The organism is Kitasatospora sp. NPDC001527 (assembly GCF_040298605.1).
Taxonomy (GTDB): Bacteria; Actinomycetota; Actinomycetes; order Streptomycetales; family Streptomycetaceae; genus Kitasatospora.
Genome location: NZ_JBEPAM010000041.1, coordinates 12,333 through 31,718, shown reverse-complemented (window position 1 = coordinate 31,718; position 19,386 = coordinate 12,333). Strand labels below are relative to the sequence as shown.

Annotated in this window: 18 protein-coding genes and 2 pseudogenes; 9 read left to right on the top strand and 11 right to left on the bottom strand. The window is 74.6% G+C overall.

Annotated elements, in window-relative coordinates; genetic code table 11:
• Positions 1 to 102: 102 nt before the first annotated feature.
• The 5 genes from ABT238_RS29080 to ABT238_RS29060 form a co-directional block, all read right to left on the bottom strand.
• Entirely contained in the window at positions 103 to 783 is a 681-nt protein-coding gene (locus ABT238_RS29080; protein ID WP_350799380.1) for a TetR/AcrR family transcriptional regulator, read from the bottom strand.
• Complete coding sequence (locus ABT238_RS29075) at positions 780 to 1,922, bottom strand: saccharopine dehydrogenase family protein (RefSeq protein ID WP_350799368.1); 1,143 nt, start codon at positions 1,920 to 1,922, stop codon at positions 780 to 782. Before ABT238_RS29075 ends, ABT238_RS29080 begins: the two co-directional genes overlap by 4 nt.
• Positions 1,923 to 1,927: 5 nt before the next feature.
• Positions 1,928 to 2,335 (bottom strand): MmcQ/YjbR family DNA-binding protein, encoded by a 408-nt coding sequence (locus tag ABT238_RS29070; protein WP_350567997.1) that lies wholly within the window; start codon positions 2,333 to 2,335, stop codon positions 1,928 to 1,930.
• 12 nt (positions 2,336 to 2,347) lie between these two features.
• Positions 2,348 to 2,830, bottom strand: coding sequence for a VOC family protein (locus ABT238_RS29065; RefSeq protein ID WP_350567994.1), 483 nt, complete (start codon positions 2,828 to 2,830; stop codon positions 2,348 to 2,350).
• A 63-nt stretch (positions 2,831 to 2,893) separates the two neighbouring features.
• Positions 2,894 to 3,802 (bottom strand): helix-turn-helix domain-containing protein, encoded by a 909-nt coding sequence (locus ABT238_RS29060; protein WP_350799343.1) that lies wholly within the window; start codon positions 3,800 to 3,802, stop codon positions 2,894 to 2,896.
• Between the two features lie 157 nt (positions 3,803 to 3,959).
• Between ABT238_RS29060 and ABT238_RS29055 the strand changes: the two genes are divergently transcribed.
• Positions 3,960 to 4,394: a CBS domain-containing protein gene (locus tag ABT238_RS29055; RefSeq protein ID WP_350567988.1), complete on the top strand. Its 435-nt coding sequence runs from the start codon at positions 3,960 to 3,962 to the stop codon at positions 4,392 to 4,394.
• Positions 4,395 to 4,505: 111 nt separating this feature from the next.
• On the opposite strand, the pseudogene ABT238_RS38845 reads toward ABT238_RS29055, so the two are convergent.
• From ABT238_RS38845 to ABT238_RS29045, 3 genes and pseudogenes are all read right to left on the bottom strand, one after another.
• A pseudogene (locus ABT238_RS38845) lies at positions 4,506 to 4,925 on the bottom strand (NPCBM/NEW2 domain-containing protein); the annotation flags it as partial.
• Between the two features lie 33 nt (positions 4,926 to 4,958).
• A pseudogene (locus tag ABT238_RS29050) lies at positions 4,959 to 6,569 on the bottom strand (NPCBM/NEW2 domain-containing protein); the annotation flags it as partial.
• Between the two features lie 148 nt (positions 6,570 to 6,717).
• The gene (locus ABT238_RS29045; RefSeq protein WP_350799314.1) at positions 6,718 to 8,835 is read right to left on the bottom strand and encodes an alpha-galactosidase; all 2,118 of its coding nucleotides are present in this window, start codon (positions 8,833 to 8,835) and stop codon (positions 6,718 to 6,720) included.
• 237 nt (positions 8,836 to 9,072) lie between these two features.
• On the opposite strand from ABT238_RS29045, the gene ABT238_RS29040 reads away from it, so the two are divergent.
• Genes ABT238_RS29040 through ABT238_RS29030 form a run of 3 tightly spaced genes read left to right on the top strand, consistent with a single transcriptional unit; the run spans position 9,073 to position 12,762 of the window.
• Complete coding sequence (locus ABT238_RS29040; RefSeq protein ID WP_350567982.1) at positions 9,073 to 10,113, top strand: substrate-binding domain-containing protein; 1,041 nt, start codon at positions 9,073 to 9,075, stop codon at positions 10,111 to 10,113.
• Positions 10,106 to 11,704 carry a sugar ABC transporter ATP-binding protein gene (locus ABT238_RS29035; RefSeq protein ID WP_502884307.1) on the top strand — a complete coding sequence of 533 codons (1,599 nt, stop codon included), beginning with the start codon at positions 10,106 to 10,108 and terminating at the stop codon, positions 11,702 to 11,704. Before ABT238_RS29040 ends, ABT238_RS29035 begins: the two co-directional genes overlap by 8 nt.
• The gene (locus ABT238_RS29030; RefSeq protein WP_350567980.1) at positions 11,701 to 12,762 is read left to right on the top strand and encodes an ABC transporter permease; all 1,062 of its coding nucleotides are present in this window, start codon (positions 11,701 to 11,703) and stop codon (positions 12,760 to 12,762) included. The genes ABT238_RS29035 and ABT238_RS29030 overlap by 4 nt, the downstream gene beginning before the upstream one ends.
• A 115-nt stretch (positions 12,763 to 12,877) precedes the next feature.
• On the opposite strand, the gene ABT238_RS29025 is transcribed toward ABT238_RS29030, so the two are convergent.
• A complete protein-coding gene (locus ABT238_RS29025) occupies positions 12,878 to 13,687 on the bottom strand; it encodes a DeoR/GlpR family DNA-binding transcription regulator (RefSeq protein ID WP_350799286.1) in 810 nt (269 codons plus the stop codon).
• Positions 13,688 to 13,851: 164 nt separating this feature from the next.
• Between ABT238_RS29025 and ABT238_RS29020 the strand changes: the two genes are divergently transcribed.
• Complete coding sequence (locus ABT238_RS29020; RefSeq protein ID WP_350799277.1) at positions 13,852 to 14,460, top strand: pyridoxamine 5'-phosphate oxidase family protein; 609 nt, start codon at positions 13,852 to 13,854, stop codon at positions 14,458 to 14,460.
• Between the two features lie 111 nt (positions 14,461 to 14,571).
• Here ABT238_RS29020 and ABT238_RS29015 read toward each other — a convergent pair whose 3' ends face one another.
• On the bottom strand, positions 14,572 to 14,964 hold the full coding sequence (locus ABT238_RS29015) for a transglycosylase family protein (protein ID WP_350567971.1): 393 nt from the start codon (positions 14,962 to 14,964) through the stop codon (positions 14,572 to 14,574).
• 589 nt (positions 14,965 to 15,553) lie between these two features.
• Between ABT238_RS29015 and ABT238_RS29010 the strand changes: the two genes are divergently transcribed.
• A complete protein-coding gene (locus ABT238_RS29010; protein ID WP_350799663.1) occupies positions 15,554 to 15,967 on the top strand; it encodes a universal stress protein in 414 nt (137 codons plus the stop codon).
• A 134-nt stretch (positions 15,968 to 16,101) separates the two neighbouring features.
• On the opposite strand, the gene ABT238_RS29005 is transcribed toward ABT238_RS29010, so the two are convergent.
• Complete coding sequence (locus ABT238_RS29005; protein ID WP_350567968.1) at positions 16,102 to 16,398, bottom strand: chaplin family protein; 297 nt, start codon at positions 16,396 to 16,398, stop codon at positions 16,102 to 16,104.
• Between the two features lie 298 nt (positions 16,399 to 16,696).
• Between ABT238_RS29005 and ABT238_RS29000 the strand changes: the two genes are divergently transcribed.
• The 3 genes from ABT238_RS29000 to ABT238_RS28990 all read left to right on the top strand — a co-directional run bounded on the left by ABT238_RS29000 (position 16,697) and on the right by ABT238_RS28990 (position 19,342).
• Complete coding sequence (locus ABT238_RS29000; protein WP_350567965.1) at positions 16,697 to 16,984, top strand: hypothetical protein; 288 nt, start codon at positions 16,697 to 16,699, stop codon at positions 16,982 to 16,984.
• Positions 16,985 to 17,077: 93 nt separating this feature from the next.
• The gene (gene pdxR / locus ABT238_RS28995; RefSeq protein ID WP_350567962.1) at positions 17,078 to 18,637 is read left to right on the top strand and encodes a MocR-like pyridoxine biosynthesis transcription factor PdxR; all 1,560 of its coding nucleotides are present in this window, start codon (positions 17,078 to 17,080) and stop codon (positions 18,635 to 18,637) included.
• A 195-nt stretch (positions 18,638 to 18,832) separates the two neighbouring features.
• A complete protein-coding gene (locus ABT238_RS28990; RefSeq protein ID WP_350567959.1) occupies positions 18,833 to 19,342 on the top strand; it encodes a hypothetical protein in 510 nt (169 codons plus the stop codon).
• Positions 19,343 to 19,386: the final 44 nt, after the last annotated feature.

The following is a 19,386-nucleotide window of genomic DNA, read 5'->3' as shown; positions in this document are numbered from 1 at the left end:
GCTGCGCGCGTTCCGGCGCGGCCCGGTCCGTCACAGCCGGGTCCGTCACGGCCAGTCTGCTCCCGGTGAAGGCGTGGCGCGAGCCGCCCCGGGCCGCGCGGGTCACGGCCCGAGCAGTTCCAGCGCGGTGCGGACCAGCGCCTCGTCGGTGTCCGGCGCCCGCGTGCCCGCCACTCCGGAGCGGAACAGCGAGGCGCCCTCGACCAGCATCACGAACACCCCGGCCCTGGCCTGCCGCTCGGCCTGCGGCAGCCCGGGCCGGAGCCGGGCGAGGAACGCGGCCACGTGCTCCCGGTAGTCGTCGTAGAACCCGCGGACGGCGCCCGCCACGGCGGCGTCCCGGGCGGCCAGCGCCCACACCTCGGCGAACAGCCGCACCAGCCGGGCGTCCTCCTGTTCGGCCAGCAGCGCCGCCACCAGCGCGGCGGGGTCGGCGGCGGCGTCCGGGGCGAGCAGCGGGGCGAGCCGCTCGGCCGACCGCCGCAGCACCCGCTCCAGCACGGCCGCCACCAGTTCGGCGTGCGTGGGGAAGTAGTACTGGAGGTGGCCCAGCCGCACCCCGGCCGCCGCCGCCACGGCCCGCATCGTCAGCTCCGGCCCGCCCTCGGCGACCAGGACCCCCTCCGCCGCGTCCAGCAGCGCCTCCCGCCGCTCCGCCCCCTTCCGGCCGGGGGGCCGCCGCGCGGGCTTGCCGGTCGGGTGGTCGGGCGGGCCGGTCGGGTGGTCGGCGGGGAAGGGCTCGGGGGTCTCGGGGCCGGGTCCGGTGCCCGCTGCGGTGCTCATGCGGCAGCATCCAAGCCCGTGGCGGAGCGGATGTCGACCGTGACGCCGAGGGCGGCGAGCGCGGGCAGCACCTCGGTCGGGTCGGGGGCCTGTTCCGGGAAGCAGAGGCCGGCCGGAGCCGGGGCCGAACCGTCCGTGCCGAGGGCGCGGCGCAGCGCGAGCAGGGCGCCGACCGCGGTGAGGTGGGCCTGGCCGGCGCGGTCCTCGACGAGGGCGGCGAGGCCCTGGCCACCGTGCGTGACGTCGACCCGCAGGAGTGCGGTGCCGCCCTCACCGGGGGAGTACAGCAGGGCCCGGCGGGCGGACTGCCAGCGCTCGCCCCGGCCCCAGCGGAAGAAGCCGGTGTGCTTGGCGGCCAGCAGGGCCCGGGTGCTCAGGGCGGAGCTGAAGCCGATCCGGGTGGTGGCGGTGCGGGTGCCGAGGGTGAGCGGCAGGGTGAACTGCTCGGGCGTGTCGATCCGGGCGACCCGGGTCGGATGGTCGCCGATCCGGACGGTGCCCGTGCCGCTCAGCGGGGTGACCGTGCGGCGGTGGCCCTCGCGGACCACCTCGTAGTCCAGCCCCAGGCGGTCCATGAACTCGACCGAGTCCGCGCCGGCCCGGTCGGCGAGGTCCCAGCGGACGGCGGTCTCGACCCGGTCCGCCCCGCCGAGCCGCTCCGCGAGCGCGGCGGCGACCAGGCTGACGACGCCGCCCATCCAGGCGGAGGAGAGCAGCACCGGAGCGGTGGGCCGCAGCAGGGCGGCCACGGTGGCGGCGCGCTGGAGCCGGGCGGTCCAGCGGGTGACGTCGGCGTACGGCACGCCGGCGGCGGCGGCGGCCCGCAGCACCCGGGCGTCCGGGTCGTTGACCACACCCACGACGGCGCGGACCGCCGCCGGGAACGGCGCCGGGTCGGCGAGGTCCCAGCGGCGGACCTCGGCGTGCGGGGCGCCGCCGAGCTCGCGGACGAGTGCCGCCGCGCGCTCCGGCGCCCGGCCGGTGAGCAGCACGGGGTGTTCGGCCGCCACCAGCCGGGCGAGTTCGGCGCCGACCGTCCCGTAGCCGCCGACCAGCAGGACCGGCCCCTGCGGGTCGTGGGTGAGCGGATCGGGGGCGGGGGCTTCGTTGCTGTGGTCATGCGATGAAAAGTAGGTCATCCGACCTAAAAATCACGTGAGGGCCTTCGGCCGGTCACCAGGGCGTGGGCGTCGGCGACCAGGTCCTCGATCCGCTCCCAGTCGGGCGGCGCCACGTCGAGCCGCACGCCGATCCAGCCGCGGTGTCCGACGTAGGGCGGGCGGAAGAACCGGTCCGGCTCCCCGGCGACCAGGAACTCCTGCGCGCCGGCGGGCGCCGGGCACCAGAACGCGAGGCGGTCGTCGTGGTGGTGGTCGGCGAGCATCACGAACACCCGCGCCCGGCGGCCCGCGCCGGCGAACCAGGTCGGTTCACCGTGGCTGACCCGCTCGTCCACCTCGGGCAGCGCCAGGCAGACGGCCCGCAGCCGCTCCACGGCCGGCGGCCCACCGGCCGGGGCGTCACCGGCGGGGGCGTCACCGGCGCGGTCCACGGGGCGCACGGCTCAGGCCGCCGGCCGGCGCGGGGCGCCCGGGTAGCTGCCGAAGTACCAGCGGTTGCCCTCCGGGTCGGCGGCGGCGAAGTCGCGGGAACCGTAGTCCGTGTCGTACGGAGCGGTGGTGATCCGCGCCCCGGCGGCCACGGCCCGGGCGTGCAGGGCGTCCGGGTCCGCCGTGACCACGTACGCGGTGAACGTCCCCGGGCCGCCCGGCCAGGGCTCGCCGCCTTCGGGCGTCGGCCGGTCGGAGCCCAGCATCACCCCGCCGCCCTCCGGCCAGGCCAGCTCCGCGTGCGCCACGAACGCGCCCTCGCCGTACGCGACGACCTCCTCGAAGCCGAACGCCTCCACCAGGAAGCGGATCAGCGCCCGGGCGTCACGGGCGCGCAGGCTCGGCCAGACCTGCGGAGCGGGCGTCGCGCCGCCGGGGGCCTCGGTGTCCGTGCCGCCGACGTCCGTGCCGCCGGTGTCCGTACGGTCGGTGTCCATCGCGGGTACCTCCTCGGGGTCGGGGCGACCGGCCCCGGGAACGGGCACCGGGCCGGACCGCCGTCATGCCTCCCACTCTGGCGCGGGCCCGGTGGTCCCGCCTTGGACGTTTCGGAACTTCTCCGCCCGCGGCCCTTCCTCGGCCAGCCAGGTGCTCGGCGCGCACCCGGCCAGTGCCCGGAACTCCCGGGCCAGGTGGGCCTGGTCGGCGTAGCCGCAGCGCGCCGCGAGCTCCGCCAGCCGGGGTGCCGGGCCGGGCAGGGCCAGCAGCCGGCGGGCCCGGTCGAACCGGATCACCCGGGCGGCGGCCTTCGGGCTGAGCCCGGTCTCCCGGCGGAACCGGTCCAGCAGGTGCCGCTCGCTCCACCCGGTCTCCCGGGCGAGTTCGGCCACCGGCAGGGCCCCGCCGCTGCGCCGCAGCACGGCCCAGGCCCGGACGACCTCCGGCGGTACCCGGCCGGACGGGCGCGCGAGCCGCAGCAGCGCGCCGTCCAGTGCCGCGAACCGCTCCGGCCAGCCGGGGGCCTCCCGCACCGCCTCCTGGAGCCGGGCGGCCACCGCCCCGAGCACCGCCTCGGCCGGTACGTCCAGCCCCGACAGCTCCCCGGCCGGCAGGCCGAACAGGGCCCGCGCCGCGAGCGGGTGGACGGCGAGCTGGATGCCGGACTGCCGGCCGTCGTGGCTGATCAGCGCCGGGGCGGTGTGTAGGCCGCCGAGCAGCGTGCGGTAGCGGTCGGGCGGCTGTGCCGGATCCGGGTGCCCGGCCAGGACGAGCGGTTCGTCCAGGGTCAGGATGAAGGTCAGGTACGGGGAGGGCAGACCGCGGTGCAGGGCGGGCGGCAGGCCGCGCTGCCGGTAGCCCGCGTACCAGGCCACGTACGGCCGCAGCGCCGTCGCGGGCCGCACCCGGACCGCCTCGTCCACCGCCTCGTCGAGCGTCTCGCCGATCGCCCCGGCGAACTCCTCCGTCACGCCCCCAGTATCGGCCCGCCCGGGCGTGCCCCGCACCGGCCGGCGGTGACCGCGGGTGGCCCCGGCACGACGGGCTCGCGGACCGTCGGCGGCGTGCATAGGGTGGGCGCACCGGAGTTTTCCGGTGCTCGGGGGAAGACCCGGAGGAGGGATCCCCGTGACCACTGCCCGAGACATCATGCACCCCGGCGCCCAGTGCGTCGGCGCCGACCAGAGCCTCGCCGACGCCGCCCGGATGATGCGCGACATGGGCGTCGGCGCCCTGCCGATCTGCGGCGCCGACCAGAAGCTCAAGGGCATCATCACCGACCGCGACATCGTCGTGCGATGTATCGCGGAGGGACACGACCCGGCCACCGCCAAGGCCATGGACCTGGCCGGCCACCTGCACTGCGTCCGGGCCGAGGACGGCATCGACACCGTGCTGCGGAAGATGGAGCAGCACCAGATCCGCCGCATCCCGGTGATCGACGGCGACCGGCTGGTCGGCATGATCAGTGAGGCCGACCTGGCGACGGGGCACCGCGAGGGCCAGCGTCTGACGGACCAGCAGATCGTCGACTTCATGGACAGCGTCTACATGAAGCGGTGACGGCGGCCCGTTCCGCGCCCGCCGGGAGCGGGACGGGCGGACGCGGTGCCGAGAAGCGCTCGGCACCGCGTCCGCCCGGGTCGGCGGCTGGTCAGGGGCCGGTCGGCGGCGTCAGCAGGTGAGCACCGGCGCCGCCCAGTCGGCGTGGTCGCTGTTGGTGCCGTCGCCGCCGTCGGTCACCACGAGCCGCAGCTCGTTGGCCCCGGCCAGCGCCGCGGTGAGGTGCTTCACCCCGGAGGCGGCGGTCATCCGCCCGCTGTCGGCGACCTTGGTGTCGTCGGCGAAGACCTGGAAGGAGACCGAGCCCCGGCCCTGCGCCTCGGCGTCCACGCCCACGTCGGTGCTCAGCGCGGAGCAGGAGCCGCCGAGGTAGTAGACGATCTCGCTGAACGCGTTGACGCCCAGGCCCTTCTGGTAGGTGGCGGTCCCGATGGTGATCGTCCCGCCGTCCCGGGCCTGGTTGCCACCGTTGCTCATGTCCCGCTCGACCGGGCCCCAGCTGTTGCCCGCGGCGGACCAGGCGAGGTCGGAGAGCTGGTAGGTGCCGGCGGCCGGGCCGCTGCCGCAGGCGATCCGGACGTTCGCCCAGTCGGCGTGGTCCCAACTGGTGCCGTCACCGCCGTCGGTGACCACCAGTCGCAGTTCCTGGGCCCCGGTCAGGTCGGCGGTGAGCCGCTTCGCCGCGTCCCGGCCGGTGACCGGACCGCTGTCGGCGGCCTTCACGCCGTCCTTGAACACCTGGAACACCACCGAGCCGTTGCCGTAGGCGTCGTCGTCGATCCCCACGTCGGTGACCAGGTTGCGGCAGGTGCCGCCCAGGTGGAAGCCGATCTCGCTGGGGGCGTGCACGCCCAGGCCGTAGGGGTACGGGACGCCGCGCACGGTGATGGTCCGCCCGTCGCCGGCCTGGTGGTCGCCGTTGCTGCGGTCGCGCTCCACCGGGCCCCAGTAGTTGGCGGCGGAGGTGAACGGCAGGTCGCTCAGCCGGGTCAGCCCGGTGGGCGGGGCGACCGGCGAGCTCGGGGTGACCCGGAACATCGCCGTGCCGTGGCCGGGCACCACCGCGCCGATCGCGCCGGTGCTGGTGGTGCTCTGCTTGGACCACAGGTCCTTGACCGTGTACGAGGCGGCGCCGCCGATGCCGACGGCCTGCGCGGTGGTGCTGATGGTGGCGTCGTAGGAGCCCTCGTTGGTGAGGGTCACCGAACGGCTGCCGTCCGCCAGCGGCTTGCTCATCACCACCAGCCCGTTCTCCCGGGAGACCACCGAGCCCTGCCGGCCGAGCGGGTCCTGGTCGACCGCGATGACGTCCCGGTTGGTGAGGATCTCCAGGGTCTCCGGCTCGGCGCTGCGCAGGTCGGTGCCGATCATCAGCGGGGCGGCCATCTGCGCCCAGAGGCTGAAGTGGGTGCGGTACTCGGTGCCGGTCATGCCGCCGTTGCCGACCTCCAGCATGTCCGGGTCGTTGTAGGCGCCGGGCTTGGCGTAGTTGGCCAGGCCCTGGTTGGCCTGCGCGATGGAGATCATGCTCTGCCAGTTGTCGCTGATGTCACCGGTGGTGCGCCAGGAGTTGCCCACCGGCTGCGCCCAGTTCCACGGCCCGGTGCTGCCCCACTCGCAGATGCTGTAGAGGATCGGCCGGCCGGTGCGCTTCAGCGCCTCGCCCATGGTCCGGTACCGGGTCTGCGCGTCGAGGCCCTGGTTGTGGCAGTTGTCGTACTTGAGGTAGTCGACGCCCCAGGAGGCCCAGAGGTCGGCGTCCTGCTGCTCGTGGCCGAGGCCGCCGGGGAAGCCCTTGACGTCGCAGGTGTGGTCGCCGGCGCTGGAGTAGATGCCGAACTTCAGCCCCTTGCCGTGGACGTAGTCGGCGAGCGCCTTGATGCCGTGCGGGAAGCGGACCGGGTCGGGCACCAGGTTGCCGGCCGCGTCGCGCTGGGGCAGCGCCCAGCAGTCGTCGAGGTTGACGTACTGGTAGCCGGCGGCCTTGAGGCCCTTCTCGACGAAGATGTCGGCGATGCCCTTGATCATCGCCTCGTTGAACTGGTCCCCGCAGTAGGTGGAGTTCCAGTTGTTGAAACCCATCTGCGGGGTGAGGTTGAGGCCGTTGTCGAGGGCCGCGGCCGGTGGCGCCGTCGCGAGCTGGAGCCCGACGGTGAGGGCGCCGCCGCCGGTCATCAGGGTGAGCGCGGTCAGTGCGGCCGCGAAGCGGCGGCGTGGTCGGACATCGGGGGTGCGCAACAATCCTCCAGGTGAGGGAACCGGAACGGGCGGACGGGCCAGGGGAGTTGGCCTGAGATCGATGGACGCGGGCCGGAGCGGCCGGTCAGTTGAGCAGGGTCCAGGACTGGCCCGGGGCCGCCGGGTTCGGCGGGTCGAGGACGACCGCGGAGGTCGGCGCACTCTGCGGGGCCTCCAGGGCGAGCCCGGTGGCGACGTTGGTGATGGTCAGTGCCCCGGTGGTGGTGTTCTGCAGCACCCGCCACTTCTGGTGGGGGCTGTTCGGATCCCAGCGGTTGAGCACCCAGGCCGCCGTGCCGGCCCCGTTGCCGCCGGTGAGGGTGCCGTGCACCTGGGTGGACGTGGAGCAGTTGTCGGTGATGTGCACGGTGCCGTCGGGGTTCGGGGTGAACTTCCACTGCTCCGAGGTGTGCCAGTCCCACCAGGTGTTGATGTCGGTGGTCGAGCCGTCCGGCGCGGAGCACGTGCCCCGGACCTCCAGGGCCTGGCCGCCGGTGCCGCCCGCGCTGATGCCGTGGTAGCGGCCGTCGCCGACGACCGCGGCCGGGACGGTGACGGGCAGCGGCTTGAGGCGGTACAGCGCGACGCCGTGCGCCGGCACCCAGGAGCCGACGGCGTTGGTGAAGGTGCCGGTGGCACCGGTCCAGAGGTCCTTGACCGTGTAGCCGGGGCCGCCCAGGCCGAGCTCGGCGAGCGTCTTGCTGATGTACTGCCAGCCGGCCGGGTCCTGGTTGACCAGCAGCACGGCGGTGTCGCCGTCGGCCAGTTGGCGCTTGAGCACGACCGGCGCGGTGGGGCCGTTGGGCGGGGCGCCGACCAGGGTGGCGGGCTTGGCCAGGCGGTCCTGGTCCAGCGCGATGACGTCGGTGTTCTTGTAGACCGCCAGCGCCGTGTCGCTGATGCCGGTGGTCCAGCTGATGCCGTGGTCGCTGTGGCGGGAGTCTGCCGCGGTGCGCAGATCGGCGCCGGCGATGAGCGGGGCGGCCAGCATCGCGAGGATGGACATCTCGCTGCGCGCCTCGTCGTCGGTCATCGGCTTGTGGCACAGACAGGTGTCGGTGGTGCCGTAGACGCCGTAGGGGGACAGCCAGCCACCGAACATCATGTCCAGGTCGTTCCAGCTGCCCGGCCGGACGTTGCCGGGGTAGTCCAGCGCGGTCCGCATCTGGCCGTTGTAGAGCACGCCCTCCAGGTCGGGGCCGCGGTCGCCGCCGATCCGGCACAGGTTGGCGACCTGCCCGCACCACTTCCCGGTCGGCGCGTAGCCGGGCGCCTCGCGCTCGGGGGTGCCGGCGGCGATGATCACCGGGTCGGTGCGGGCCGGGTCGTCGGCGGCCAGCAGGTACGGCACGCCGGTGTGCACCGGCTGGGCGGAGATGCTCAGGGTGACCCGGGGCCGGTTCGCGGCGGCGGTGGCCGCGTCCAGCGCCCGGCGGAAGTCCTGGGCACGGGCGTAGAGCGAGCGGGTGAGCTCCCGGCCGATGCCCTGGGTGTAGTAGTTGTGGCCGTCCGGTCCGACGATCTGCGGCCCGTAGGGGCAGTCGTCGTACTTCACGTAGTCGACGCCCCAGGCCACGAAGTCGGCGGCGTCGGTGCTCTCGTGGCCCAGGCTGCCGGGGCGGCCCTGGCAGGTGGTGTACGTGGTGGTGGCGTAGAGGCCGAACTTCATGCCCTTGCCGTGCGCGTACCAGGAGAGGTACTCGATGCCGTTGAGGGTGCGGCCGTCGACGGTGTGCGAGGGGAAGCGCGTGGGGTCGGGCACCAGGTGTCCGCTGGTGACGTCGCGACCGGTGCCGTCGGTGCCGTTGACCGGGTTGCCGCCGGCGTCGTAGAGCTGCATCGCCCCTTCGGCGGTCTTGGCGAAGTCGGCGCTCTGGCCGTCGCGGTGGCCCAGCGACCACCCGTCGTCGACGGTGACGGTGTCGTAGCCCGCCGCGACCAGCCCGCGGGCGGCCATGAAGTCGATGGTCTGGAGGACCTGCTCCTGGGTGACGGCGGTGCCGAAGATGTTCCAGGAGTTCCAGCCCATGGGCGGGGTGAGGGCCTGGCCGTTCTCGACGGTCACGGCCGTGGGGGCGGCCGCGGTGTCGGCGGCCGGGGCGGGGGTGGTCGCCGGGCCGAGGGCGAGCGTGCCGAGACCGGAGGCGGCGAGGGTCAGCGCCAGCAGGGCTCGGGACGCGAATCGGGGCGCGGATCTGCGCATGGGCGCTCCAGGGTGCGCGGGTGGGGGGCGCATGAGGTTCGCTGGTGAAGGGGAGTAGCGCTGATGCTTTCTGTCTCTTTTTCAAACAGAAAGCAACGCAGCATAGCCATGGCTGGAGCCGACACTCAAGAGTGCCGTTCTGTTGCAAGGGTCTTGACGGCTCATCAGGCACGGGTGTGATATTTCACCCCGCGTTGAAATCTGTTTGGTTCTGCTTGATGAGGAGCGGTCCCCGCCATGACCAGAAGCACCCGCCGCCGCGCCGCGGCCGGCTCCCTCCTGCTGGCCCTCGGCCTGACCGCCGCGTGTTCCGACGGACAGGAGACGACCACCGGCAACGCGTCGGTGGCGCCCGTCGAGGGGAAGATCTCGATCACCTACCTGCAGAAGCAGGGGGACCAGGAGTACTTCATCGGCGAGGCCGCCGGGGCGAAGGCCAAGGCCGCCGAACTCGGCATCGACCTCAAGGTGGTGAACCTCGGCAGCGACGCCAACAAGACGGTCAGCGAGGTCCAGGCGGCCGTCGCCCGCAAGACCAACGGCGTGATCGTCGTCGTCCCCGACCCGGCCGTCGGACCGCAGGTCGTGCGCACCGTCCGGGACGCCGGGATCGCCCTGCTCACCTCCGACGACCAGGTCTGCGCCACCGGCCCAGACCCGGCGGCCTGCGCCAAGGCCGACCTGGTGCCGCGGATCGGCTTCAGCGGTGCCCAGATGGGCGCCGAGGTCGGCAAGCGCGCCGCCGAGGAGTACACCAAGGCCGGCTGGACGGCGGCCGACACCCGGGTCATCGCCGCCTGGAAACAGGACGTCACCGTCTGCGGGGACCGCGTCAAGGCGGCGAAGGAGGCCTTCGACGCGGCCGTCCCCGGCGTGCGGACCATCGAGGTCGCCACCGACAACACCCCCACCGGCGCCCAGGACAAGGTCGCCGCGACCGTCACCGCCAACGCGGGCGTCAAGCACTGGGTGGTGTGGGGCTGCAACGACGAGAACGTGCACGGCGGCGTCACCGCGCTGCAGAACGCCGGCGTCGGCGCGAACGACGTGATCGGCATCGGCCTCGGCGCCTACCTCGCCTGCAAGGACTGGGGCTCGGGCAAGCCGACCGGCATGCGCGCCGCGCTGTTCATCAACGGCAAGGAGGTCGGCGCGCTCGCCGTCCAGACCATGTACGACAAGCTCAAGAACGGTAAGGAACTTCCGGCGGAGCTGCTCGCGCGCACCACCATGGTCGACGCCGCCACCTGGCAGAGCGCGGGAGTCACCTGTGGCTGACCGGGCCACCGGGCGGCCGGCCGCCGTGGAGCCGGCCGGGGCACCGCCCCCGCCCGGCGGCACCGGCGTGGTGGCCGTCACCAAGGCCTTCGGCGCCGTCCGGGCCCTGAGCGGCGTCACCCTCGACTTCCCCCGCGGCGCGGTCACCGCGCTGATGGGCGAGAACGGCGCCGGCAAGTCCACCCTGCTGAAGATCCTCACCGGCGACCACCGGCCCACCGAGGGCCACGTCCTGCTCGACGGCCGCCCCGTCGAACTGCGCTCCCCGGCGCAGGCCCGCGCCCTCGGCATCCGCATCGTCCCGCAGGAACCCGAGATCGTCCCGCACGTCTCGGTCGCCGAGAACGTCTACGCCGGCGCCCTGCCCACCGGCCGGGGCCGCCGACTGGACCGCGCCGCGCTGCGCCGCCGGATCACCGCGGACCTGGAGCGGCTCGGCTTCGCGGGCGTCCTCGACCCCGACCTCCCCGGCTCCCGGCTCACCGCCGCCCAGCGCCAACTGGTCGAGATCATGCGCGCGCTGACCGGCGAGGCCAAGCTGATCGCCTTCGACGAGCCCACCTCCTCGCTGTCCGAGCACGAGGCCGACACCCTCTTCGCGCTCATCGGCCGGCTGCGCGCCCAGGGCATCGCGGTGGTCTACGTCTCGCACCGGATGCGGGAGATCTTCCGGCTCGCCGACCGGATCGCCGTCCTGCGCGACGGCGAGCTGGCCGGCGTCCAGGACGCCCGCGGCACCACCGAGGGCGACCTCGTGCGGCAGATGGTCGGCCGCGACCTGTCCGCCGTGTTCGTCCGCGGCGACGTGGCCACCGACCGCGTGGTGCTGCGGGCCCGCGGCCTCACCACCGACCACGTCCGCGACGTCGACCTGACCGTCCGCGCCGGGGAGGTCGTCGGCCTGGCCGGACTGATCGGCGCCGGGCGCTCGGAGCTCGCCCTGGCGCTCGCCGGGGACCTTCCGGTGCGCTCCGGCACCGTGACCCTGGACGGGCAGCCGCTGCCCGTCGGCAGCCCCGGCCGGGTGATCCGCGCCGGCCTGGGCCTCGCCCCCGAGGAGCGCAAGGCCCAGGCCCTCTTCCTGCACCGCTCGATCCGCGACAACACCTCGGTCGCCGTCCTGGAACGGCTGCGCCGCTGGCGCTTCGTGCGGCGCGGCGCCGAACGCGACCTGGCCCGCGCGTACACCGACCGGCTGCGGGTGCGCGCCCCCTCGATCGAGCACGAGGTCCGCAAGCTCTCCGGCGGCAACCAGCAGAAGGTGGTGCTCGCCCGCTGGCTGGCCCGCCGGCCCAAGCTGCTGATCCTCGACGAACCGACCCGCGGCATCGACGTCGGCGCCAAGGCCGAGATCCACCGGATCGTCGCCGACCTGGCCGAGGAGGGCGTCGCGCTGCTGGTGATCTCCTCCGAGCTGCCCGAACTCCTGGGCCTGGCCGACCGGATCGTCGTGCTGCAGAACGGACGGGTCACCGGCGAACTCGACCGCGCCGAGGCCACCGAGGAGGCCGTCCTGCAGCTCGCCATGGCCGACGACATCACCGCGGCCGGCGCGCCCGCCGGCCCGACCTCCCCGGGAGCACCCACATGACCAGCGCCACCACCCCGCCCGCCGTCGGCCGGCCCGGTCCCGGCGGCCCGGGGTCCGGCTCCGGCCGCGCCCGCAGGGGCGGCCGCCCGCTCGCCCTGCTCGCCGGCATCGGCGGCCAGAACCTCAGCCTGCTCGGCGCCCTCGCGCTGGTCCTCACCGTCTTCGGCCTGCTGGACGACAACTACCTCGGCTGGACCAACCTCCAGGTGATCGCCGAGGCCGCGACCATCACCGGCCTGCTCGCCGTCGTCCAGACGGTCGTGATCATCTGCGGCGGCCTGGACATCTCGGTCGGCTCGCAGGCCGGCCTGGCGTCGGTGGTCAGCGCCATGGCCTTCACCTCGGCCGGCTCCAGCGCGATCGCCGGAACGGCCGCCGCGGTGGCCGTCGGCATCCTGGTCGGCATCGTCAACGGCCTGGTCATCGTGCGCGGCCGGGTCAACGCCACCATCGCCACCCTGGCCGGCCTCGCCGCCTACAAGGGCATCGCCCAGCTCGTCTCGGACGGGCGGGCGCAGGGCTACGTCCTCGGCGACCCGGTGTTCGTCTTCCTCGGCCGGGGCCGGATCGCCGGACTGCCGGTGATGGTCTGGATCCTGATCATCGTCGCGCTCGCCGTGCACGTCCTGCTCACCTACACCGACATCGGCCGCAACCTCTACGCGATCGGCGGCAACGACACCGCCGCCCGGCTGGCCGGCATCGCGATCAACAAGTACCTGGTCGCCGTCTACGCCCTGATCGGCGCGGTCGCCGCGCTCGCCGGCATCCTGCTCACCGCCCGCACCGGCTCCGGCCAGCCGGTCTCCGGCAGCGAGGGCCTGGAGCTCAAGGCGATCACCGCCGCCGCGCTCGGCGGCTGCGCCCTCAAGGGCGGCCGGGGCGGCATCGGCGGCACCCTGCTGGCCGTCGCCCTGCTCGGGGCGCTGGAGAACGGGCTCACCGTCCAGGGCATCAACGCCTTCTGGCAGAACGTCGCCCAGGGCTCCCTCCTGGTGGTGGCCGTGGTCGTCCAGCAGTCCCGCTCCGGCGACCGCGCGGTCGGCCTACCGGGGTGAGCGGGCGCCGGCCGGCCCGGCGCCCGACCACCGCTCCGGCGCGCCGAGCCGGGAGGGGGCCGAGAGCGGGACCTCGACGCTCCGGGGCCGTGCCCCGCGTCAGCCCCGCCCCGCGTCAGTCCGCGGCGACCGGCGCGACGACCAGCTCCCCGACGGTCTCCGACAGGACGGTGCGGGCCGGGGCGCCCAGCCCGGAGTCGGTGACGAACACGTCGATCTCGTCGAGCGCGGCGAACCCGCTGAGGGCCACCACGTCCCACTTGGTGTGGTCGGCCACCACGGCGACCCGGCGCGCGGAGGTGATGAGCGCCCGGTTGGTCTGCGCCTCGGCGAGGTTGGGCGTGGTCAGGCCGGCCTTCTCGCTGACCCCGTGGGCCCCGAGGAACAGCAGGTCGACGTGGAGCGAGCGGATCGCCTGGTCGGCCAGCGGGCCGACCAGCGCCGCCGACGGCGTGGGCGAGCCGCCGGTCAGCAGCAGGGTGGGCGCGCCCGCCCCCGGCTCGTCGCCGGTCGAGCGGATCAGGTCCGCGACCGGCAGCGAGTTGGTGACGACGGTGAGCCGCGGTACGTGCAGCAGCCGGGCGGCGACCGCGTACGCGGTGGTGCCCGCCGCGACGGCGACCACGCTGCCCGGCTCGACCAGGGTGGCGGCGGCCTCGGCCACGGCGGCCTTGGCGGCCGACTCCAGGGCCGACTTCGCCTCGAACCCCGGCTCGTCGATGGCGGTGCCCGAGGCCGCGACGGCCCCGCCGTGCACCTTCTTCACCACACCCGCGCGCTCCAGGGCGTCGAGGTCGCGGCGCACGGTCATGTCGGAGACGCCCAGTTGCTCGACCAGGTCGGCGACGCGCACGGCCCCGCTGCGGCGCACCGTCTCGGCGATCATCGCCTGCCGCTGATGGGCCAGCAGTCCGTTGTCCGCCACCGCCCCGCTCCCCTCACATGCCGCCGCGCCGCCCAGGACCGGACGGTCCGCGAGTCCGTCAAGGATACTGGCCGGCTCCGCCGGGCCGGCCGCCGCGGCAGGGCGGGCGTCCCGGATGCCGGAAGCCGATCTCTCCGCGGGCCGTGCGGGGGCAGAATCGCCCCATGGGAAAGACCTACGAGAAGATCGACGACCGCCTGCGCGCGTTCATCGAGGCCCAGCCCGTCTTCTTCGTGGCGACCGCGCCGCTCGCCGCCGACGGGCACGTCAACGTCTCGCCCAAGGGCCGTTCCGGGACGCTCGCCGTGCTCGACGAACGCACCCTGGCCTACCTCGACTTCGGCGGCTCGGGGGCGGAGACGGTGGCCCATGTGCGGGAGAACGGGCGGATCACCCTGATGTGGTGCGCGTTCGAGGGCCCGCCGAAGATCGTGCGGGTGCACGGCCGGGGCGAGGCGGTGTTCCGCGACGACCCGCGCTTCGCCGGGCTGCTGGCGCGCTTCGACCCGGCGGCGGACGGGCCCTCGCTGCGCGCGATCGTCCTGGTGACGGCCGTGCGGGTCGGCGACTCCTGCGGCTTCGCCGTCCCGCTGATGGACTACCGGGAGGACCGGGACCTGCACGCGCAGTACTTCGGCCGCCAGACGGACCAGGAGTTCAGCGGCTACTGCGAGCGCAAGCCGCACGTGGCCTCCAGCCTCGACGGCCTGCCGGCGATCCCGCTGCCGCTGCCCGCCCGCCCCGGACCCGCCCGCTCCGGACCCGTCGGCTGAGGAGCCGCGCGGAAAACGCACGACGCCGCTGGACGCCGACCGGCCCTTCGTGGGCCCGGCCGGGTGCAGCGGCGTTGTCGTGGTGCCCCGGGGGGTGGGGGCGGAGGGGTCCTACTTGCTCAGACCGGCCTTGACGGAGCACACCGGCCAGGCGCCGGGGCCCTGCGCGGCCAGGACCTTCTCGCCGACGGCGATCTGCTGCGCCTTGGTGGCCTGGTGGGCCTGCGGGGCGTAGGCGGTGCCACCGAAGGCGGCCCAGGTGCTGGAGGTGAACTGCAGACCGCCGTAGAAGCCGTTGCCGGAGTTGATGGCCCAGTTCCCGGTCGCCTCGCACTGGGCGACCTTGTCCCACACGGAGACCGGCGCGGCGGAGGCGCCGTTCGCCGCGACGAGGCCGGCCACGGGCAGGGCGGTGAGCGCCCCGGCCATCAGAGCCATCCGGACGCGGTTGCGACGCTTGGTGGCGGTGGTGGTGGCAGCGGCGGTCTCGTTACGGAAGGTCATGGGTTTCCTTTCGGAGAGGGTCTGCGAGCGCGCGGAACCAGGCCCTCGGAAGGCCGTCGGTTTCGGGGACACGTCACTCGCGTGGTCCGGCACCGTGCACGCTCCGGGGCGGTGGCCCTCGTGAGCGGCTTGCTCGGTGCAACGACTTCGAAGTTACGGGGGCTCTGGGGGCGTTTCAAGGAATCGCAGGTTTAGCCACGTCAGAGCGGGGTTACCGGTCGTAAGGATCAAGAAAATGGGTGGATTTGAAGGCAAATGTCCCGATTTTCAAGATCAAACCTCTGGGGAAAGTGGCCCGCGCCACTTCCGGGGCCCTGTGAGGCCGCGCACACGGTCGACGGCGAGTGACGGGCGCTCGGCGCGCCGTGCACGAATCGGCCCCTCCGGCGGCCCGGCGCCGGCGCTCCGGGTGGCCCCGGCCACAGTCGTCACCCGCCGTGCCGAGGGTCGTCACCGGCCGTGTCCGTCATAGCCTCGGGCCATGACGAACGAGAGTGATGCGGAGCGGGACGAGGCGGCCTCCGAGGGCGGGGAACCGGGCGCGGCGGTCGCTCCGGCCGGGTTCGAGCTGGGCACCGACGGCCCCCGGATGATCCTGGCGGGGCTGGACGGCTCGGACTCCTCCTGGCGCGCCACCGCCTACGCGGCGGGCCTGGCCCGCCGGCAGAACGCCACCCTGGCGGTCGCCTACATCCAGCCGATACTGGGCGCGGCCACGGCACTGGCCGGCGCGGCCGTCCAGGAGACCACCCAGGAGATCGCCGAGGAACTGCTCACCGCGCTCCGCGAGGCCGAGCACCGGCTGCGCGACGTCTGGCGGGTGGACTGGCGGTTCCTGACCGTGCGCGGCGACCCGTACACGGGGCTGGCGCGGCTGGCGGACGAGATGCGGGCCGACGGCGTGGTGGTCGGTGCCTCGGAGCAGGCCGGGCACCGGGTGATCGGCTCGGTCGCGGTCCGGCTGGTCAAGGCGGGCCGCTGGCCGGTCACGGTGGTCCCGTAGACGCCCCGAGGGGAGAGGGGGAGCCGGAGGGGAAAAGGAGAGAGAGGGCTGCGGCCCGGGGGAGACCCGGAACCGCAGCCCTCGGCGGTACGGAGGGAGCGCCGGCACGGGGCCCGCGCGCGGACGGCCGTCGGTCAGAGGATGGACAGGCTGTTGCCGCAGACGTTGATCGGGATGCTGATCGGGATCTGGATCTGGTTGCCGGAGAGCACGCCCGGCGAACCGGTCACCACGCCGTTCGCGTAGGCGCCGCCCTCGTTGATACAGGTGGTGCCGCCGCCACCTCCGTAGGAGGGGGCCGTGGGGGCGTGGTGCGCGGGCTCCTGGTGTCCGTACTCCTCGCAGTCGCCCGCGAAGGCGGGGCCGGCGGAGAGGACCGCCAGCGCGGCGCTGAGACCGGCGGCGAGCAGGTACTTCCTGGTGTTGGTCATGCCGAAGGAATAGCCAGCCGACACGCTGAGGACGACATAATCCGACCATCGGATCACCCGATCGCAGTCCTAAGCGCACACCGATGCAGGAGCGCCGTCACCCGCCCGGCCCACCCCCGTGGCGGGCCGGCTCGGCGGGTGACCGCGTGTCCCGGGCGCGAACCGGGCCGGAACGGGACCCCGGCCCCGTGCGCCCGGGACCGCCGCTCCCCGACCCTCGATGCACGGCGACGGCCCGGACCGAGCGGCCCCGGCCGTCCCGCCGCCCCCCCCGCCACGGCACGAACGGGAGACCCGCATGTACGTACACTGGGGCACCTTCACCAAGAACGACACCCTCGCCGACTGCCTCGGCCTGGCCCAGACCGCGCTGCTGCGCCAGGGCTTCCAGGTCTGGGACCTCGCGGGCGACGGCGACTACCAGGTCATCGGCGGCACCTCGGACGTCATCTGCACGATCGTCTGCGTCCCGCAGTCCGGCAACATCTGGCTGTCCGTCAGCGCCTACTCCACCGACTCGGCGCTCGCCGAACGGACCCGCAACGACGTGCGCACGTACATCGTCGACTCGGTCCGCATCGACTGAGCAGGCGAACGGCCGTGACCCACGGACCGAAGGCCCCGGGGCGGCAGGCCCGGCCCCGGGGCCCGCACGGGCCCGGCGATAGGGTGCACGACCATGACGGACACCTCGGTCGATCCGCCCCGGACACCCCGCCGCCGCCCCGCAGGAACGGGCGAGGGGACGAGACCCGCCGCCCGGCCGGCCCACCGGCCCGGCCGCCGGACGGACGACGTGAACGCCGCCGCCGCCACCCGCTCCGACGCGGGCCCGTCCGGCGCCGACCTGCACCTCGACCTGCCCGCCACCGGCAGCCGCCGCGCCGCCCTGATGGCCGCCCTGCGCGAGGCGATCCGCAGCGGCCGGCTCGCCCCCGGCACCCGGCTGCCGCCCTACCGCACACTCGCCGCCGACCTCGGCATCGCCCGCAACACCGCCGCCGACGCCTACGCCGAACTCGTCGCCGAGGGCTGGCTCACCGCGCGCCAGGGCTCGGGCACCGCCGTCGCCGAACGGGCCGACCCCGTAGCCGCCAACCGCGCCCGCCGCTCCTCGCGCCCACCGCGCCCCGCCCACGACCTGCGCCAGGGACAGCCCGACGCCGCCGCCTTCCCGCGCACCGCCTGGCTCGCCGCCGGGCGCCGGGCGCTCACCGCCGCGCCCAACGAGGCGTTCGGGCCCGGCGACCCGCAGGGCCGGCGCGAACTGCGCGAGGTGCTCGCCGACTACCTCGCCCGGGCCCGCGGGGTGCGGACCGACCCGGACCGGATCGTGGTCTGCTCCGGCTTCGCCCACGCGCTGCGCCTGCTGTTCGACGGCCCGCGCGCGGCGCTCCCGGCGCCCGGCCCGCTCGCCGTCGAGGGCTACGGACTGGCCTTCCACCGGGGCCTGCTGGCCGCCGCCGGGGTCGCCGCCGTCCCGCTCCCGCTCGACGAGCACGGCGCGCGGGTGGGCGCCCTGGCGCACCACCCCGAGGTCCGGACGGCGCTGCTCACCCCCGCCCACCAGTTCCCGACCGGGGGACCGCTGCACGCCGGCCGCCGGGCGGCCGTGGTCGACTGGGCGCGCCGTCGCGGCGGGCTCCTCCTCGAGGACGACTACGACGGCGAGTTCCGCTACGACCGGCAGCCGGTCGGCGCGGTCCAGGGCCTGGACCCGGAGCGGGTGGTCTACCTCGGTACGGCCAGCAAGAGCCTCAGCCCTGCCCTACGGCTCGGCTGGATGGTGCTGCCCGACCACCTGGTGGACCGGGTGCTCGCGGCCAAGGGGGAGCGCGAGGGCTGGGCGAGCGCGCTGGACCAGCTGACCCTGGCGGAGTTCGTCGACTCGGGCGGCTACGACCGGCACGTGCGGCGGATGCGCCGCCGCTACCGCGAACGCCGGGACCGGCTGGTCGCCGCCCTGGCCGAGCGGGCCCCGCACATCGAGGTCACCGGGATCGCGGCCGGACTGCACGCGGTGCTCCGGCTCGCACCCGGCACCGAGCGCTCGGTGCTCAAGGCCGCCGCCTACCGGGGGCTGGCCCTGGACGGGCTGGCGGACTTCCGGCACCCGCTGCTCGCGCCGGAGACGATGCCGGCGGTGGACGGCCTGGTGGTCGGATACGCGACCCCGCCCGACCACGCCTACCCGGCGGCGCTGGAGGCGCTCTGCGAGATCCTGCCGGCACCGCTCTGAGGGGCGGCTCCGGGAGCCCGCCGTCCGGCGCCGGACGGCCGCGGCCGGGCGGGGCGGAGGGTAGGGCTCCGGCCGCCCCGCCGCGCGGGGAACCGGAAGGTAATGGCCCCGGCGTCCGCTCGGCTGTCATATGCCGGTACGGACCGCAGCGGAGCCCGCCACCGGCGCACCGGCGGCGGCCTACGCTCACTGGTCATGCGCACTTCATTCCTGAGCCGTTTCGGCCTGCCCGCGATCCTCGCCTTCCTCGTCGCCCTGCTGCTGTCGGCGACCCCCGCCCACGCCGGCACCCCGCTGCTGTCCGTCTCGGTCGACAAGACGACCGCGACCCCGGGCTCCGACGTCACCCTGACGCTCACCCTGACCAACCCGCACGACACCGCCGCCCAGTTCGTCTACGAGTCCATCCAGCCGACCTACGGCACCACCCTGAACACCGGCCTGAAGTACGGCTTCTCCTCCTGCGGCGGCAACGTCACCGCCTGTGACACCGGCGCCACCAGCGGCCTGGTCCACCACTCCGTGCCGGTCGCCGCCGGCGCCACCACCACGGTCACGCTGACCTACACCATCGGCACCGACTCGGTCTGCGGCAACGGCGCGCGGATCGACTTCTACACGTACCTCTACTACGAGTACGCGAACGGCACCGCCAACGACTCCGGCATCTTCAACGTCGCCGGCAACGAGGTCGTCTGCTCCTGACGATCCGCACCCCCGTCCCGTCCGCCGCCCCCCGTCAGGTGCCG

Bases quoted from the DNA above. Each gene is read 5' to 3' on its own strand.
- ABT238_RS28990 (WP_350567959.1), top strand. From the start codon at position 18,833: ATGCGCACTTCATTCCTGAGCCGTTTCGGCCTGCCCGCGATCCTCGCC.
- ABT238_RS29000 (WP_350567965.1), top strand. From the start codon at position 16,697: ATGTACGTACACTGGGGCACCTTCACCAAGAACGACACCCTCGCCGAC.
- pdxR (WP_350567962.1), top strand. From the start codon at position 17,078: ATGACGGACACCTCGGTCGATCCGCCCCGGACACCCCGCCGCCGCCCC.
- ABT238_RS29030 (WP_350567980.1), top strand. From the start codon at position 11,701: ATGACCAGCGCCACCACCCCGCCCGCCGTCGGCCGGCCCGGTCCCGGC.
- ABT238_RS29065 (WP_350567994.1), bottom strand. From the start codon at position 2,830: ATGGACACCGACCGTACGGACACCGGCGGCACGGACGTCGGCGGCACG.
- ABT238_RS29075 (WP_350799368.1), bottom strand. From the start codon at position 1,922: ATGACCTACTTTTCATCGCATGACCACAGCAACGAAGCCCCCGCCCCC.
- ABT238_RS29045 (WP_350799314.1), bottom strand. From the start codon at position 8,835: ATGCGCAGATCCGCGCCCCGATTCGCGTCCCGAGCCCTGCTGGCGCTG.
- ABT238_RS29040 (WP_350567982.1), top strand. From the start codon at position 9,073: ATGACCAGAAGCACCCGCCGCCGCGCCGCGGCCGGCTCCCTCCTGCTG.
- ABT238_RS29005 (WP_350567968.1), bottom strand. From the start codon at position 16,398: ATGACCAACACCAGGAAGTACCTGCTCGCCGCCGGTCTCAGCGCCGCG.
- ABT238_RS29015 (WP_350567971.1), bottom strand. From the start codon at position 14,964: ATGACCTTCCGTAACGAGACCGCCGCTGCCACCACCACCGCCACCAAG.
- ABT238_RS29010 (WP_350799663.1), top strand. From the start codon at position 15,554: ATGATCCTGGCGGGGCTGGACGGCTCGGACTCCTCCTGGCGCGCCACC.
- ABT238_RS29080 (WP_350799380.1), bottom strand. From the start codon at position 783: ATGAGCACCGCAGCGGGCACCGGACCCGGCCCCGAGACCCCCGAGCCC.
- ABT238_RS29020 (WP_350799277.1), top strand. From the start codon at position 13,852: ATGGGAAAGACCTACGAGAAGATCGACGACCGCCTGCGCGCGTTCATC.